Here is a 15,292-nt window from a genome sequence, read left to right as displayed (position 1 = left end):
TTGATCATCATGGCATTGTTGACAAGTTTGCTTGCGGGTCTGCTGTTTGGTCTGGGTCTTGCCATCTCCGGCATGATAGATCCGGCCCGGGTCATCGGGTTTCTCGACCTGGCGGGTCACTGGGATCCCAGCCTGGCGTTCGTGATGGGCGGGGCACTGCTGGCGTTCATGCCGGGTTACTTCCTGCTGGTCAAACCGCTCAAGCGCAGTTTGCTGGGGGAACCCATGGCCAGCGTGCCGGCCCCCAAACTGGACCGCCGCCTCATCGGGGGCTCTGCCCTGTTCGGCATTGGCTGGGGGTTGGCGGGGATCTGCCCGGGGCCAGGCTTGAGTCTCATTTCCAGCGGCCAGCCCATGGTACTGTTGTTTGTCGCCGCCATGGTGGCCGGGATTTTGCTTGTTGATCGGGTTTGGGTGAAGGTGCGGGAGAAGCGCTGCCACCCCCGCTCGGCCTGAACGGATTGCCCCTGGTGTCGGGGAAGGAGGAATATCATGGAACAGATCCGCGTGCTGGGGGCCACCATGCTGGTCGTGGTCTCCGCTCTTGTCTCTCCGATAACATCGTCTGCCGAGGTGAATGGTGATGCAACCCTGACCCTTGCCCCTCGTCAGGTGACCGACTGGCTCACCCTGGATGGCACAGTCACTGCCATCCATCAGGGGACGGTGGCGGCCCAGACCAGCGGCCGGGTCTCCCGCATGCTGGTGGATGTGAACGATCAGGTGGTGGCCGGGCAACCCCTGCTGGAGATCAGCGGCAAGGAGCAGTTTGCCGCCGTCACGGGTGCCCAGGCGCGATTGGCCCGGGCACAGGCCCAGCAGGTGGAAGCCGAGCGCCAACTCGCCCGCTTTCAGGCACTGATCGCCAAAGGGGTGATCACCCGCGCCCAGCTCGACAGTGCCCAGGCGACTGACCGGGCCGCCCGCGCCGAGGTGAACGCCGCCGATGCGGCCCTCACTCAGGCTCGCGAGGCCTACGGCTATACCCGCATTCTGGCTCCTTACGCCGGAGTGGTGACCAAGCGGCTGGTGGAGCTGGGGGAGACGGTAGCTCCCGGTACGCCGCTGCTCTCCGGCTTCTCTCTTGATGCGCTGCGGGTGGAGGTAGATCTGCCCCAATCTGCGCTTGCCCTTGCCAGTCAGCCAGCGGATGTGCAGGTACTGCTGCCCGATGGCAACACCGTTACCCCCCTCAAACTGACCCGCTTCAACTATGCCGACAGCCAGAGCCACGCCTTCAGGTTGCGCCTCGACTTGCCGCCGCAAACCGCGGGGGTGCTGCCCGGCATGTGGCTCAAGGTGCAGCTCAAACAGGGCGAACGTCAGCTGCTGCAAGTACCGGAGCAGGCCCTGCTCAGGCAGGGGGAGTTCAGCGGTCTCTACCTCAAACAGGGGGATGGCTGGGCGCTGACGCCGGTGCGGGTGGGTCACTGTCAGGGGGCGCAGTGTGACATCCTGGCGGGCGTCCAGAGCGGCGATCAGGTCGCGGCGGATGGCTGGGCACGCCAGCAGGCGGTGGCCCATGAGTAACGAGCTGAACGGCAACAAGGAGAGGCTGGGGCCTGCCGGTCGGCTGGCGGCACTGTTTCAGGGCTCGGCCATCACTCCGCTGCTGGCGCTGGTGGGGCTGTTGCTCGGCCTGTTTGCAGTGCTGGTGACCCCCAAGGAGGAGGAGCCGCAGATCGATGTCACCTTCGCCGATGTCTATATCCCCTTTCCGGGCGCCACCCCGGCAGAGGTGGAGTCTCTCGTCACCACCCCTGCCGAGCAGGTGGTCTCCCAGATCAAGGGGGTCGATACCCTCTACTCGTTCTCTCGCCCCGATGGCGCTCTGCTGGTGGTGGTGTTCAAGGTAGGGGTGAGCCGCGAACAGGCCATCGTCGATCTCAACAACCAGCTCGACTCCAATCGCGACTGGTTGCCGCAGGGACTGGGGGTCGGTCAGCCACTGGTAAAACCCCGGGGGATCGACGATGTCCCCATCGTCAGTCTGACCTTATGGAGCAAAGATTGGAGCAAAGAGGGGAGCAAGCAACTGGGCTCTGCCGAGCTGACCCGGGTTGCCCATGAGCTGGAGACCGAGCTCAAACGACTGCCCGGCACCCGCGATATCTACAGCTTGGGAAGCCAGCGTGCCGTGCTACGGGTGATGCCGGATCCGGCTGCTCTCAGCGCCCATGGCATCAGCTGGAGCGAGCTGAACCAGCGGCTTGCCGCCGCCAATCAGGTAGGAACGACACAGGCCATCGAGCAGGACAACAGTGAGATTAAGGTGCAGGTGGGGCAGTTCCTGCAAAGTGAGCAGGAGGCCCGCGAGCTGGTGGTGGGGTTGCAGGGCGGCAAGCCGGTTTACCTCGGTGATGTGGCTAGCGTGTCGCTCGGGGAGGAGACCCCGGTGCAGCGCAGCTGGATGGGGCAAGGGGATCGCAGCTATCCGGCGGTGACGCTGGCCATCGGCAAGCAGCCGGGCCAGAACGCGGTCGAGGTGGCCAAGCGGGTGGAAGCGCGGGTCGAGAGCCTCAAGAATCGACTCATCCCGGCCGGCGTCGAGGTGACGGTGACCCGTGACTACGGCGTCACCGCCGAGACCAAATCCAATACCCTCATCGGCAAGCTGATTTTTGCCACCACGGCGGTGGTGCTGCTGGTGCTGGTGAGCATGGGCTGGCGCGAGGCGCTGGTGGTGGGTGTGGCCATCGTCATCACCCTGGCGCTGACCCTGTTTGCCAGCTGGGCCTGGGGCTTTACCCTCAACCGGGTGTCGCTGTTTGCGCTGATCTTCTCCATCGGCATTCTGGTGGATGACGCCATCGTGGTGGTGGAGAACATCCACCGCCATCGCGGTTTGGGCAAGGGGGTGCTAAAGGATCTCATTCCGGGGGCGGTGGACGAGGTGGGGGGGCCGACCATACTGGCGACCCTGACCGTGATCGCGGCCCTGCTGCCGATGGCCTTTGTCAGCGGTCTGATGGGCCCCTACATGAGCCCCATCCCCATCAATGCCAGCATGGGGATGCTGATCTCCCTGCTGGTGGCCTTTATCTTCTCACCCTGGCTGGCGAGCCATTTGCTCAAGGATGAGGTGCACGGTACCCACGGTGAGGCCAAGGCCGGCCTCTTCCAGCGGCTGATGACCCCTTTTCTGATTGGCGCTGGCGCTAGGAGGGCCAGGAGCAAGCTCTGGCTGGCCATCCTGCTGCTGGTAGCGGGTGCCGCCGCCATGCCTATGGTGCAGTGGGTAGTGCTCAAAATGCTCCCCTTCGACAACAAGTCGGAATTCCAGCTGGTGCTCGACATGCCGGAGGGGGCGACGCTGGAACAGACCGAGCGCACCCTGCTGGCGGTCGGGCGGGAGCTTGCCAAGGTGCCCGAGGTGAAGGATTACCAGATCTACGCCGGCATCGCCGCCCCCATCAACTTCAACGGGCTGGTGCGCCACTACTTCATTCGCAGCGGTGCCAACGTGGGGGATATTCAGGTCAATCTGGTGGACAAGCATGAACGGGATCGCAGTAGTCACCAGATTGCCCAGTCGGTGCGGGCACCGCTGCAGGCCATTGCCAGTGCGGTGGGTGGCAACCTGAAAGTTGTTGAGGTGCCGCCCGGCCCACCGGTCTGGTCACCCATCGTCGCTGAAATCTATGGCCCGACTCAGGCCACCCGCGAAGCGGCCGCGCGCGCCGTACAGGCCCGCTTTGTGGCCACGGCGGATCTGGTGGATGTCGACATCTATCTGACCGACCCGCAGCCCAAGTGGCGGCTGGTGGTGGATCGCAGCAAGGCGGCCCTGCTCGGGGTCGATCTCGACGATCTGGTGAACACCCTCAATGGCGGGGTGGGTTATCAGGATGCCAGCTGGCTGCAGGGGCATGGCGCCAAGTATCCGGTGCCGATCCGCATCGAACTGGCTCCCGGTGACAAACGGGATCTGGCGGGCGTACTGGCCCTCAAGGTGCGCAGCCAGAGCGGCCAGCTGGTGCGGGTCTCCGAGCTGGTGAGTCGCCGTGATGAGGTGGCCCCCAGCTATATCATGCACAAGAACATGCAACCCATGGTGATGGTGGTGGCCGATATGGGTGGCCATACCGACAGCCCGCTCTACGGCATGTTTGCCGCCGGTGCCGACATCGAGCTGCCCCAGTATTACGTACAGCAGCCCGACAAGCTGGGAGAGGTGGCGCTGTTGTGGGACGGGGAGTGGAAGATTACCTACGAGACCTTCCGCGACATGGGGCTAGCCTACGGGGTGGGGATGATCCTCATCTATCTGCTGGTGGTGGCCCAGTTTCGCTCCTATCTGGTGCCGCTCATCATCATGGCGCCCATTCCGCTCACCCTTATCGGGGTGATGCCGGGCCACGCCCTGCTGGGGGCCCAGTTTACCGCCACCTCGATGATCGGGATGATCGCGCTGGCCGGGATCATAGTGCGCAACAGCATCCTGCTGGTGGACTTTATCGAACAGCAGCGCAGCGCCGGGATGGCGTTCGAGCAGGCGGTGATCGAAGCGGCGCAGGTACGGGCCAAACCCATCCTGCTGACGGCGCTGGCGGCGATGATCGGGGCCCTGTTCATCCTCGATGATCCCATCTTCAACGGGCTGGCCATCAGCCTGATTTTCGGGATCCTGGTCTCCACCCTGCTCACCCTGGTGGTGATCCCGCTGCTCTACTACAGCCTGATGTCGCGCCCTGGGGGCGCGATTGCGGCAGACCAGTCGGGCGCACAATGACAGAAGGGCCACTTCGGTGGCCCTTCTCGCTTCACACGTTCAGGTGGCTGGGGCGCTGGGTCAGCGTCCTTTCATCAGCGGGAAGTAGCGCCGGTCGGCCTGGCTCATGTGGCCGACGACCAGCTCCTGAATGATGAAGTTGAGCAACTCGTCGTTGCCCAGGGTGCCCGCCCTGGCGGCGGTCATCAGCTGGCTGGCTTTTTGCAGCAACAGCTGGTGGTCTTGCTGGTGGCCGGCCAGCTCCGGATAGCCGAGTTCGGCCAGCATCTGCTCTTCAAAGGCGAAGTGGTGGCGGGCCACGTCGAACAGGCTCTCCATGCACTCCAGGAACAGGGCCGGGTGCTCCTGGTGATCCTTCATGTGTTCCAGCAGCCGGTTGGTCAGTACGAACAGCTGACGATGCTCGGCATCGATGCGGGGATGGCCGCATTCGTGGCTGCTCTGCCACACCAGCGAGCCCTGCTCCGGATCCAGCCCGGCGGTGAACAGACAGACTCGGCCCCGCCCTCTGCCCTTGGCCTGGTACATGGCCTGATCGGCGTGGTGCATCAGGGTCTTGGGGTCGGTGCCGTGCTCCGGATAGAGCGCCACCCCTATGCTGCTGGAGATGCGCAGCTCCTGCTCCTCGTCGATGCGAAACGGATGGCGCAGGCTCTGGTGCAGATGGTCGGCCACCGCCAGCGCCTCGTCCCCGGTGTCGGGCAGCAGGATCACGAATTCGTCCCCTCCCAGCCGTGCCACCAGATCCCGCTCCCGCACGCAGTGGCGCATCCGTTCCGCCACCATGTTGAGCAGTACGTCGCCGGTCTCGTGGCCGAAGGTGTCGTTGATCGGCTTGAAGTGATCGAGATCGATGAACAGCAGGGCCAGCTGCGCTTCGCTCTCCATGGCCTCCTTCAACCGTTGCTGCAGCAGTCGGCGGTTGGGCAGGTTGGTGAGGGGATCGTAGAAGGCGAGCCGGCGCATCATCTCCTCGCGGGCGGCCCGCTCCGTGATGTCACGGGTCACCCCCAGAATCGCCTCCGGCTCCCCCTGCTCGTTGCCGTGCAGGGTAGTGATGGTTTCGGTGGCCACCAGATGTCCCTCTTTGTGACGCAGCTGGGTACGAATGACGCAGCGGGTCTGCTCGTGGTCGCCGCGTTGCCAGGCGGCGAGGGAACCGCTCAGCTCGGCGCGCAGCTGCTTTCTGGATGTCTCCGGAATAAGCTGCCTGATGGGGAGGGTCAGCACGTCGATCGCCTCGTAACCGCTGAGGGGCAGGATGGCCGGGCTGACGTAGCGAAAGCGCAGGGTGGCGGTGTCCATGGTCCAGATAACGTCGGCGCTGTTCTCCGCCACGAAGCGGTAGTGCTGCTCGCTCTGGGCCAGCTCGCGGGTGAGTCGCTGGCGGTAGCGCGCCTCCTGGCGCAGGCGCAGGTAGAGGTAGCAGAAGATGCCGAGCAGGGTCAGCAGGGAGAAGGTCACCAGCATGGCCACCGCCACGCTCTTGTCGAGCAGTTGGCGCTGCTGGCGGATCCGCTCCCGATCCGGGTTGTAGAGGAAGTGCTCGAGGTCTGGCAGGGCCGAGAGCAGGCCGGCCTCGAGGTAGCTTCTGGCGATCTGCTGCCAGCGCTCCGGCTGCATGTAGCCGGGCTCGACCAGATCTGGCTGCATCAGCTCCCGGGTGGCACTGGCTTCGAACTCCAGTTGCTCGCGGCCATAACCGCTCGGGTACTGCTCCATGATCCAGTTGATCATCTCGGCCGGGTTTTCCATGGCATAGCGCCACCCCTTGAGGCTCGCCTGCTGGAAGGCGTAGACCCGCTCCGGCCGGTTGTTCAGCTCGCGCTCCGAGGTGAACAGGTTGTCACCGTAGAAATCGAAGTCGATGCTGCGGGGGGAGAACACCCGATAGGGGATCCCCATCCGGGCCAGATAGAAGGGCTCGGTGGTGCTGTAGGCACTGATGGCGTCTACCTGGCCGGCGAGCAGCGCCTTCAGCCCCTGTTCATAAGGCAGCTTGCTCCAGCTGCCCGGCGGGGCATGACGATTGAGGTAGATCTGCAGCTCCTGGGAGCCGGGCTCCAGCATCAGCCGTTTGCCCGCCAGATCCGCCGGTTGACGAATGTCGGGCCGCTCCAGGGTGAGCAGCACCAGCGGGGAATGCTGCAGCATGGAGGCCAGCACCACGACCTGCTGGCCATTGGCACGCGCCAGCAGCAGATCGCTGCCGCTGACCCCGTACTGGGCATTGCCCGACATCACCTCGTTGACCACATTGGTGCCGGTGACGGCGGGTCGCAAGGTGACATCCAGCCCGGCATCTCGATAGAAGCCTCTGGCCTGGGCCGCGTAATAACCGGCAAACTGGAACTGATGTTGCCAGGGCAGTTGCACCACTATCTTGTCCACCGCCTTGGATGGCAGGGAGAAAAGGGTGCAAAACATCGCTGAACCAAGCATGGGCAGATACCGGAGCAGGCGATGAAGGGAGGAATTTACGACACTCATACTCATTCCTCTCGGGAGACGGGGGTCAGTCCTAGAGTCAAACAATTCCTTGTTGCCCGCAAGGGGGCGAAAGGGCGCTGGAATGGGGGATGCGTAACAGAAAAAAAGATTTCTGTGTCACTCATCACATTTGGCTTTCATGCTCGGTATTTTTGGCAATTATGCGAATAATTACGGAGCCATATGACCAATAAAAACGGTCGCATTTTAATCGTATTTGCCAGCCATTTACCTCAATATCAGTGAGTGATTACTTAATTTTCAGCGCAATGCGTCAGCCTGTGTCGCCGTATCAACGGATACATTTATGTTGCTGTCAGATTGTGTCGATCTTTCATTTGTTGCGTTATCAGTCAGTAACGAGCCGAAACAGGCAGAAGGGGGCCGGATCCTGTCGACCCCGGTGTTATGATAGCGACTCTTCCATCCCGATGAGGCCTTCTCATGTCCCGATTGCGTCTGTTGCTGTCCGACTCTCACGACCCCCTGTTCAACCTGGCGGTGGAGGAGTGCATCTTCCGTCAGATGGATCCGAACCAGCGGGTGCTGTTCCTGTGGCGCAACGCCAATACCGTGGTGATCGGCCGGGCCCAGAATCCCTGGAAGGAGTGCAATACCCGCCGCATGGAGGAGGACGGGGTGACGCTGGCCAGGCGCAGCAGCGGCGGCGGCGCCGTGTTTCACGACCTTGGCAACAGCTGCTTCACCTTCATGGCGGGCAAGCCGGAGTATGACAAGAGCGTCTCCACCGCCATCGTGCTGGACGCGCTCACGCGGCTCGGGGTCGAGGCCTTCGCCTCCGGACGCAACGATCTGCTGGTGGCGACCCCGGACGGGGAGCGCAAGGTGTCGGGCTCGGCCTATCGGGAGACCCATGATCGCGGCTTTCACCACGGCACCCTGCTGCTGGACGCCGACCTCGGCCGGCTCGCCAACTACCTCAATCCCGACCCCAAGAAGCTGGCGGCCAAGGGCATCAGCTCGGTGCGCAGCCGGGTGGCCAATCTCTGCGAGCTGCTGCCGGGCATCGATCACCCACAGGTGAGCGAGGCGCTGCAGGAGGCCTTCTTCAGCCACTACGGCGAGCGGGTGCAGCCCGAGCATATCTCCCCTGAGCAGATGCCCGACTTGCCCGGCTTTGCCGAGACCTTCGCCCGCCAGCGCAGCTGGGAGTGGAACTTCGGCCATGCGCCTGCCTTCAGCCATCAGCTGGACGAGCGCTTCGGCTGGGGCGGGGTGGAGCTGCACTTCGACGTGGAGAAGGGGGTGATCGGGCGGGCGCAGATCTTCAGCGACAGCCTGGATCCGGCGCCGCTCGATGCGCTGGCCGCGCGGCTGCCCGGCACGGCCTACCGCGCCGATGCCCTCTACGACCTGCTGCGCCAGTGGCGCAGCGAGTTTGCGGCCCGCGAGGCTGAGCTGGAGGAGCTCTCTCGCTGGTTGCTGGCGGCGCTGCGCTGACGTTTTTCTCGCCGATGGGGCGGGTGGATCACAAAATCAAAAGAGGCGCCCGAAAGGCGCCTTTTTGCCAGCCGCCGTCCGCCCTCATGCATGACAAAAAGTAGGGGAGGCCATTAGATATTGTCGCTGTTTCAAACGGCGACCCGGGGGTATAAGGACTGCACATTTGCTGTACTAATGGTATAAAAATGAGTGACTTGGTCTATTTGAAAGATGAAGGCGTCAACGCCATCCACCCCGAATTCGAACGTCGTTTTGCCACAGTCAAAGCCAACTTCTTCTCGCGCAACCCCGATCTCTGGCCGGTCTTTCGTGAACCCGGTTTTGCCACCCTCAACGAGTTCCGCGCCCGTGGCCTGGCCCCGGCGGCGCGGCTCAATGCCTGGCCCGATGGTCGCGCCCGCCTCGCCGACTTGTGCGAGACCATGCCGGTGCCGGCCACCATGCGCACCCCGGGCGAGCCCATGGCCGAGCTGCTGTTTGCCGGCGCCCTGTCCAAAGACTGGGAGAACCCCTCCAGCGTCGAGAACGTCATCACCATGTCGGCGGATCCCGCCATCTACGGCGCCCAGATGGGGATCCTCGCCAACCCCAACCTGGTCTACTCCGAGTATGCCGGGGTGGCCGAGGAGCTGGAGAAGAAGGTGGTGCGCCAGATAGCGCTGCTGGCGGGTTACGACCCGGCTCGCGCCACCGGCATCTTCACCCAGGGGGGGACGTTTTGTAACCTCTATGGCTACCTGCTCGGCATCCGCAAGAGCCTGCCGGAGGCCAAGCACAAGGGGCTCGGTCACTATCAGGACTACCGCATCATCAACTCCCAGGGCGGCCACTACTCCAACATCACCAACCTCTCCCTGCTCGGGGTCGACATCGAGAACAAGACCATCCGCATCCAGGTCGGCGAGAACAACGACATCGATCTCGACCACCTGGAGCGTACCCTGACCGCCTGTTTCGCTCTGAAACACGTGGTACCCACCATCATGCTCACCATGGGCACCACCGATACCTTCGGGGTGGACCAGGTGAAACCCGTGGTCGAGCTGCGGGATCGGCTCTGCGAGCGGTTCGAGGTGGCAGTCAAGCCGCACATCCACGTGGATGCCGCCATCGGCTGGTCGATGATCTTCTTCCTGGATTACGACTTTGCCGCCAACCCGCTCGCCATCAACAGCGCTACCCTGGCGGGGATCGAGCGCAACGTGAGTCGCTTCGCCGAGCTCAAATACGCCGACTCCTTCACCGTCGACTTCCAGAAGTGGGGCTATGTGCCCTACACCTCCAGCTTGGTGATGATCAAGGAGCAGGATGACCTCAAGGCGATGGAGAACGACCCAGAGAACTTCTCCTACTTTGAGCGGGACATTCAGGGTCAGACCCACCTGCAGTCCACCATCGAGTGCTCTCGCGGGGCGAGCGGCCTGTTCGGTGCCTATGCGGCGCTCAACTACCTGGGGGTGGAGGGTTATCGCACCGTGCTGGCCCACTGCCTGCAAAACGCCAACTACTTTCGCTTCCGGTTAAGCCAGCTCGGCAACGTCAAGCTGGTGGCCCAAGAGAACCAGGGGCCGAGCGTGGGCTTCAAGATCTACAACCCCGAGTGGGTGCAGGACCCCGACGCCGAGTTCGCCTTCGAGCTGGCGCGCAGCCCGGATGCGGCCTACAAGGCGCGCTTGCAGCGCAACACCGACTACCACCGCAGCCTGTTTACCGGGCGCGGCAAGGTGGGGCTCTACACCAACTGGGTGGAGGCCATCGCTCACTCCGACTATGACGCCCGCGGCAAGTACTCCTACATCGCCGGGGAGAAGGCGGTCTTCATGAACCCGGCCTGCGGCCGTGAACAGATCGACGCCTTTATCGACCATATCCGCGGCTGATGGTGCGGCAGTGACAGGGCGCAGGCGGGTTTCCTCCTGCGCCCTGCTCTTTTATACGCCAAGCAATTGAATCAAAAGGGCTTGCTTGCGAATTGCCCGGGAAGTGTGAGGCGCTGCACGTTCCTCCCCTCTGCCTCCCTTTCTGACTTTTATCCCCCTGTTTTTTCCGTACGGTATGGACTCCAACGGGTTGATTTTCAGCCGTGGACATCAACAAAGGAGTCGTAATGGACAAGCACAGACGCAGAGTCACCCTGGGGCTGTTGAGTACCCCCCTGGTCGCCACCCTCGCCGGCTGCAACAGCAGCAATGACAGCCAGGGGAGTGCGGCGGATTTTCGCACCACCCTGACCGACCGGCTGAGCGCCGAGCTGCACGACGAGCAGACGGCCCGCCAGCTGGCCCCCTTCATCGAGGAGGCCTGCTTCAACATGACCCCGTCCCGGGTCGCCATCGACCAGGCCCACTGCGTCATCGCCTTTGCCTTCGGCAATCGTCCCAATGCCTCTGGCAACCCGGATGAACTGGCCGAGCCCGGCCCCATGAACGAGGCGCTGGCCGCCTGCTGCGCGGCCGTCTATCGGCAAAAGCCGGTGCCCATGTACGTGCAGTGGGAGATCGCCCGCTTCCTCGACTCGGCCCGCTATCCCGATATCCCGGCCCGTGATGTCATCTCCATCGAGCCTTACTGGGATGATGAGGGCAAGCTGGTCTACCTCAGCACGGACGGGGTGGTGGAGGCCATCGTCAGGGATTATGCCGGTGGAGAGGCCGCCTCCCTCGGCACGGCGGCCGTCATCGGTCACCGCGACCACGTCAAACGCTGCATCATCACCTGCCGTGCCCGCAAGGTGACGAGCCATGCCCCGGAGGGGATCGAACTGCCCGTCTGGTATGACGAGCAATCCGATCAACCCTGGACCCGTCGCCGCGACCTCTATGTATTGCAGGACATGTCTGTTCAGTTGCTCGGGATAGCTCAGGCGAATATCGCTCAGGCTTATCCGAACGGCTGAGGAGGCCGCTCGGCGGATGGTGCAGCAGTAGCGGATGGTGCAGTAGATAGCGCAGTAAAAGAAAACGGCGGGATGATCCCGCCGTCTTTTATTGAAATGACTCCGCTTACTGTTTCTGGATGGCGGTCACGGTGAGCTTGCCGGCCGGGTTCTCGGCGTGAAAGCGCACCGCATCTCCCACTTTCAGATCTTTGAGCAGGGCCGGGTCGGCCACCCGAAAGACCATGGTCATGGCGGGCATCTTGAGGTTGTCGATCGCCTCGTGCTTGATGCCGACCTTGCCGTTGGCCGCGTCGATGCGGCTGATGACCCCCTGGGTCATCGCCATCTCGCCCATCTCGTTCATGCCTTCCATCTGGCTCATCTGGCCCATGTCGTGGCCGGCATGGTTCATCATCTCCTCGGCCTGCAGGCCGGTGTGGGTGGCAAGGCCAAGCAGCAGGGTCAGGGTCAGCGTCTTGTAGTTCATGGTGTTTCCTCGTCGTTGATTCAGATTCTTGGTTGTCAAAAAGGGCGCTGCCACCGGGTTAGCCGGCGGGCTGGTGCTCGGTCGCGCCCAGGTGCCGGCTGCGCCACAGGTAGTAGGCGGCGGGCAGCACCAGCAGGGTCAGCACCAGCGCGCTCACCATGCCGCCAATCATGGGGGCGGCGATGCGCTGCATCACCTCGGAGCCGGTGCCGTGGCTCCACATGATGGGCAAGAGACCCGCGATGATGGTCACCACCGTCATCATCTTGGGGCGCAGGCGCAGGGCGGCGCCGTGGATCACCGCCCGGTGCAGGCCCGCCTTGTCCGGCTTGCCGCTGGCCACGAGGTCATCCCAGGCGTGGTTGAGGTAGACCAGCATCAAGACGCCGGTCTCCACCGCCACCCCGGCCAGGGCGATAAAGCCCACCCCGACCGCCACCGAGAGGTTGAAGTCGAGCAGCCAGAGGGTCCAAATCCCGCCCACCACCGCCAGCGGCAAGGTGGTGAGAATGAGCAGCACCTCCTGGAAGCGGCGAAACGCCAGATAGAGCAGCAGCACTATGATGGCGACCGTGAGCGGCACCACGTAGGCGAGGCGCGCCTTGGCCCGCTCCATGTATTCGAACTGACCGGACCAGGTGAGGGCGTAGCCCGCCGGCAGCACCAGTTGCTTGTCTACCTCGGCCTTGGCCTGTGCCACGAAAGAGCCGATGTCACGGCCACGAATGTCGACGTAGACCCAGCCGTTGAGGCGCGCGTTTTCACTGCGCAGCATGGGCGCCTCGTCGCTGATGTAGACCCGCGCCACATCCGCCAGCGCGATGCGGGCACCGCTCGGGGTCACCAGCGGCAGCAGCTCGAGGCTCGCCACCGAATCGCGATAGCTCTGGGGATAGCGCAGGTTGATGGGGTAACGCTCGCGCCCCTCGATGGTCTGGCCCACCTCCATGCCGCCCACCGCGGTGGCGAGCACCGCCTGCACGTCGGCGATGTTGAGGCCGTAACGGGCCGCTTTCAGCCGGTCGATATCCACCTTGACGTAACGGCCACCGGCCACCCGCTCGGCGTAGACCGATGACGCGCCCTCCACCTTGCCGACAATCTGTTCCAGCTGTTGGCCGAGCTGCTGGATCACCTTGAGATCGGGTCCCGCAATCTTGATGCCGACCGGGGTCTTGATGCCGGTGGCCAGCATGTCGATGCGGGTCTTGATGGGGGGCACCCAGGCGTTGGTGAGACCGGGGAAGCGGATGAGGGAGTCGAGCTCCTCCTTGAGCTTCTCCGGGGTCATGCCGGGGCGCCATTGATCCCGGGGCTTGAGCTGGATGCTGGTCTCCATCATCACCAGATCCGCAGGGTCGGTGGCCGATTCGGCGCGCCCCGCCTTGCCGAACACGTTCTGCACCTCGGGCACGGTACGAATCAGCTTGTCGGTCTGCTGCAAAATCTCCCGCGCCTTGCCCACCGAGATATTGGCCGCAGTGGTGGGCATGTACATGATGTCCCCCTCATCCAGCGGCGGAATAAACTCGGAGCCCAGGTACTTGAGCGGCCAGAAGCCCGCCACCGTCACCACGGCGGCGATGGCCAGGGTGGTGTTCGGACGGGCCAGCACGGCCTTGAGCAGCGGCACATAGCCCTGGCTCAGCCAGCGGTTGAGCGGGTTGGCCTGCTCCGCCAGCACCTTGCCACGGATGAAGTAACCCATGATCACCGGCACCAGCGTGATGGCGAGCCCGGCTGCCGCCGCCATGGCGTAGGTCTTGGTGTAGGCGAGGGGGTGGAACATCCGCCCCTCCTGCGCCTCCAGCGCGAACACCGGCAGGAAGCTGATGGTGATGATCAGCAGGGAGAAGAAGATGGCGGGGCCCACTTCTATGCTCGCCTCGGTGATGATGCGCCAGCGGTTCTTGTCGGTGAGCGCCTCCCGCTCCATGTGCTTGTGGACGTTCTCGATCATCACGATGGCGCCGTCCACCATTGCGCCGATGGCGATGGCGATGCCGCCCAGCGACATGATGTTGGCGTTGATCCCCTGCAGGTGCATCACGATAAAGGCGGTCAAAATCGCAATAGGGAGGGAGATGACCACCACCAGGGATGAGCGCAGGTGGAACAGGAAGGCGAGGCAGACCAGCACCACCACCGCGAACTCCTCCACCAGCTTGCCGGAGAGGTTGTCGATGGCGCGCTGGATAAGGTCGGAACGATCGTAGACGGTGACGACCTGGACCCCCTCCGGCAGGCTGCTTTTCAGCTGGGCGAGCCGCGCCTTGACCCCGTCGATGGTGTGCTGGGCATTCTCGCCATAGCGCATGACGATGATGCCGCCCACCACTTCTCCCTCGCCGTTGAGCTCGGCCAGGCCGCGCCGGCTCTGGGGCCCGGTGACGACATCCGCCACGTCACCCAGCAGTAGCGGGGCGCCGCGCACAGTGGTACCGAGCGGGATCTGCTTAAGATCCTCGACGCTTTTCAGATAGCCGTTGGAGCGCACCATGTACTCCGCTTCCGCCATCTCGATGACGGAGGCGCCGGTCTCCTGATTGCCCTGCTTGATGGCGGTTTCGATAAGCGAAAGCGGGATGCCGTAGGCGCGCAGCTTGTCCGGGTCGACCCGCACCTGATACTGGCGCACCATGCCGCCGACGGTGGCGACTTCGGAGACCCCCTCCACCGTCTGCAACTCGTACTTGAGGAACCAGTTCTGCAGCGAGGTGAGTTCGCTCAGGTCATGCTTGCCAGTTCTGTCCACCAGCGCGTACTGGTAGACCCAGCCCACCCCGGTAGCATCGGGGCCGAGCTGGGGGCGGGCGGAGGCAGGCAGGTTGGGTGCGACCTGGCTTAGGTACTCCAGCACCCGGGCGCGGGCCCAGTAGAGGTCGGTGTTGTCGTCAAACAGCACATAGACGAAGGAGTCGCCGAAGAAGGAGTAGCCGCGCACCGTGGTGGCCCCCGGCACTGCCAGCATGGCGGTGGTGAGCGGGTAGGTGACCTGATCCTCCACCACCTGCGGTGCCTGGCCCGGATAGGCCGTCTTGATGATCACCTGCACGTCGGAGAGATCCGGCAGGGCGTCCACCGGGGTCTGTTTGACCGACCAGAGCCCCCAGGCGGTGAGCATGACAGTGAGCAGCAGCACCAAAAAGCGGTTGCCCACTGACCAGCGAATAATCGACGGGATCATGATTGGGCTCCTTGCTCATTGGGTGCAGAGAGCTGAGCCTGTTTGTCGACAAGG

9 protein-coding genes are annotated in these 15,292 nt (G+C 63.6%); 6 read left to right on the top strand and 3 right to left on the bottom strand.

Features of this window, described 5'->3' with window-relative positions; genetic code table 11:
- The first annotated feature begins 9 nt into the window (after positions 1 to 9).
- From AHA_RS15025 to AHA_RS15015, 3 genes are read left to right on the top strand one after another with little or no spacing between them, the layout of a single operon-like run.
- On the top strand, positions 10 to 456 hold the full coding sequence (locus AHA_RS15025; RefSeq protein WP_045789350.1) for a YeeE/YedE family protein: 447 nt from the start codon (positions 10 to 12) through the stop codon (positions 454 to 456).
- A 36-nt stretch (positions 457 to 492) separates the two neighbouring features.
- Positions 493 to 1,530 (top strand): efflux RND transporter periplasmic adaptor subunit, encoded by a 1,038-nt coding sequence (locus AHA_RS15020; protein ID WP_011706768.1) that lies wholly within the window; start codon positions 493 to 495, stop codon positions 1,528 to 1,530.
- On the top strand, positions 1,523 to 4,732 hold the full coding sequence (locus AHA_RS15015; RefSeq protein ID WP_011706767.1) for an efflux RND transporter permease subunit: 3,210 nt from the start codon (positions 1,523 to 1,525) through the stop codon (positions 4,730 to 4,732). Before AHA_RS15020 ends, AHA_RS15015 begins: the two co-directional genes overlap by 8 nt.
- Before the next feature lie 60 nt (positions 4,733 to 4,792).
- Here the strand turns inward: AHA_RS15015 and AHA_RS15010 are convergent, their stop codons facing one another.
- A complete protein-coding gene (locus AHA_RS15010; RefSeq protein ID WP_011706766.1) occupies positions 4,793 to 7,222 on the bottom strand; it encodes a diguanylate cyclase domain-containing protein in 2,430 nt (809 codons plus the stop codon).
- A gap of 444 nt (positions 7,223 to 7,666) precedes the next feature.
- Here AHA_RS15010 and AHA_RS15005 point away from each other — a divergent pair, with 444 nt between their 5' ends.
- From AHA_RS15005 to AHA_RS14995, 3 genes are all read left to right on the top strand, one after another.
- A complete protein-coding gene (locus AHA_RS15005) occupies positions 7,667 to 8,683 on the top strand; it encodes a lipoate--protein ligase A (RefSeq protein ID WP_011706765.1) in 1,017 nt (338 codons plus the stop codon).
- 188 nt (positions 8,684 to 8,871) lie between these two features.
- Entirely contained in the window at positions 8,872 to 10,566 is a 1,695-nt protein-coding gene (locus AHA_RS15000) for a pyridoxal phosphate-dependent decarboxylase family protein (RefSeq protein WP_011706764.1), read from the top strand.
- Positions 10,567 to 10,793: 227 nt separating this feature from the next.
- Entirely contained in the window at positions 10,794 to 11,582 is a 789-nt protein-coding gene (locus AHA_RS14995; RefSeq protein WP_011706763.1) for a hypothetical protein, read from the top strand.
- Between the two features lie 106 nt (positions 11,583 to 11,688).
- Here AHA_RS14995 and AHA_RS14990 read toward each other — a convergent pair whose 3' ends face one another.
- Together AHA_RS14990 and AHA_RS14985 are read right to left on the bottom strand one after the other, a co-directional pair.
- The gene (locus AHA_RS14990) at positions 11,689 to 12,051 is read right to left on the bottom strand and encodes a copper-binding protein (protein ID WP_043166953.1); all 363 of its coding nucleotides are present in this window, start codon (positions 12,049 to 12,051) and stop codon (positions 11,689 to 11,691) included.
- Positions 12,052 to 12,109: 58 nt separating this feature from the next.
- Positions 12,110 to 15,238: a CusA/CzcA family heavy metal efflux RND transporter gene (locus AHA_RS14985; protein ID WP_011706761.1), complete on the bottom strand. Its 3,129-nt coding sequence runs from the start codon at positions 15,236 to 15,238 to the stop codon at positions 12,110 to 12,112.
- Positions 15,239 to 15,292: the final 54 nt, after the last annotated feature.

Source organism: Aeromonas hydrophila subsp. hydrophila ATCC 7966, assembly GCF_000014805.1.
GTDB lineage: Bacteria > Pseudomonadota > Gammaproteobacteria > Enterobacterales > Aeromonadaceae > Aeromonas > Aeromonas hydrophila.
The sequence above is the reverse complement of the archived record's forward strand: the minus strand, read 5'-3'. Positions and strand labels throughout refer to the sequence as shown.

Bases quoted from the DNA above. Each gene is read 5' to 3' on its own strand.
- AHA_RS15025 (WP_045789350.1), top strand. From the start codon at position 10: ATGGCATTGTTGACAAGTTTGCTTGCGGGTCTGCTGTTTGGTCTGGGT.
- AHA_RS15020 (WP_011706768.1), top strand. From the start codon at position 493: ATGGAACAGATCCGCGTGCTGGGGGCCACCATGCTGGTCGTGGTCTCC.
- AHA_RS15015 (WP_011706767.1), top strand. From the start codon at position 1,523: ATGAGTAACGAGCTGAACGGCAACAAGGAGAGGCTGGGGCCTGCCGGT.
- AHA_RS15010 (WP_011706766.1), bottom strand. From the start codon at position 7,222: ATGAGTGTCGTAAATTCCTCCCTTCATCGCCTGCTCCGGTATCTGCCC.
- AHA_RS15005 (WP_011706765.1), top strand. From the start codon at position 7,667: ATGTCCCGATTGCGTCTGTTGCTGTCCGACTCTCACGACCCCCTGTTC.
- AHA_RS15000 (WP_011706764.1), top strand. From the start codon at position 8,872: ATGAGTGACTTGGTCTATTTGAAAGATGAAGGCGTCAACGCCATCCAC.
- AHA_RS14995 (WP_011706763.1), top strand. From the start codon at position 10,794: ATGGACAAGCACAGACGCAGAGTCACCCTGGGGCTGTTGAGTACCCCC.
- AHA_RS14990 (WP_043166953.1), bottom strand. From the start codon at position 12,051: ATGAACTACAAGACGCTGACCCTGACCCTGCTGCTTGGCCTTGCCACC.
- AHA_RS14985 (WP_011706761.1), bottom strand. From the start codon at position 15,238: ATGATCCCGTCGATTATTCGCTGGTCAGTGGGCAACCGCTTTTTGGTG.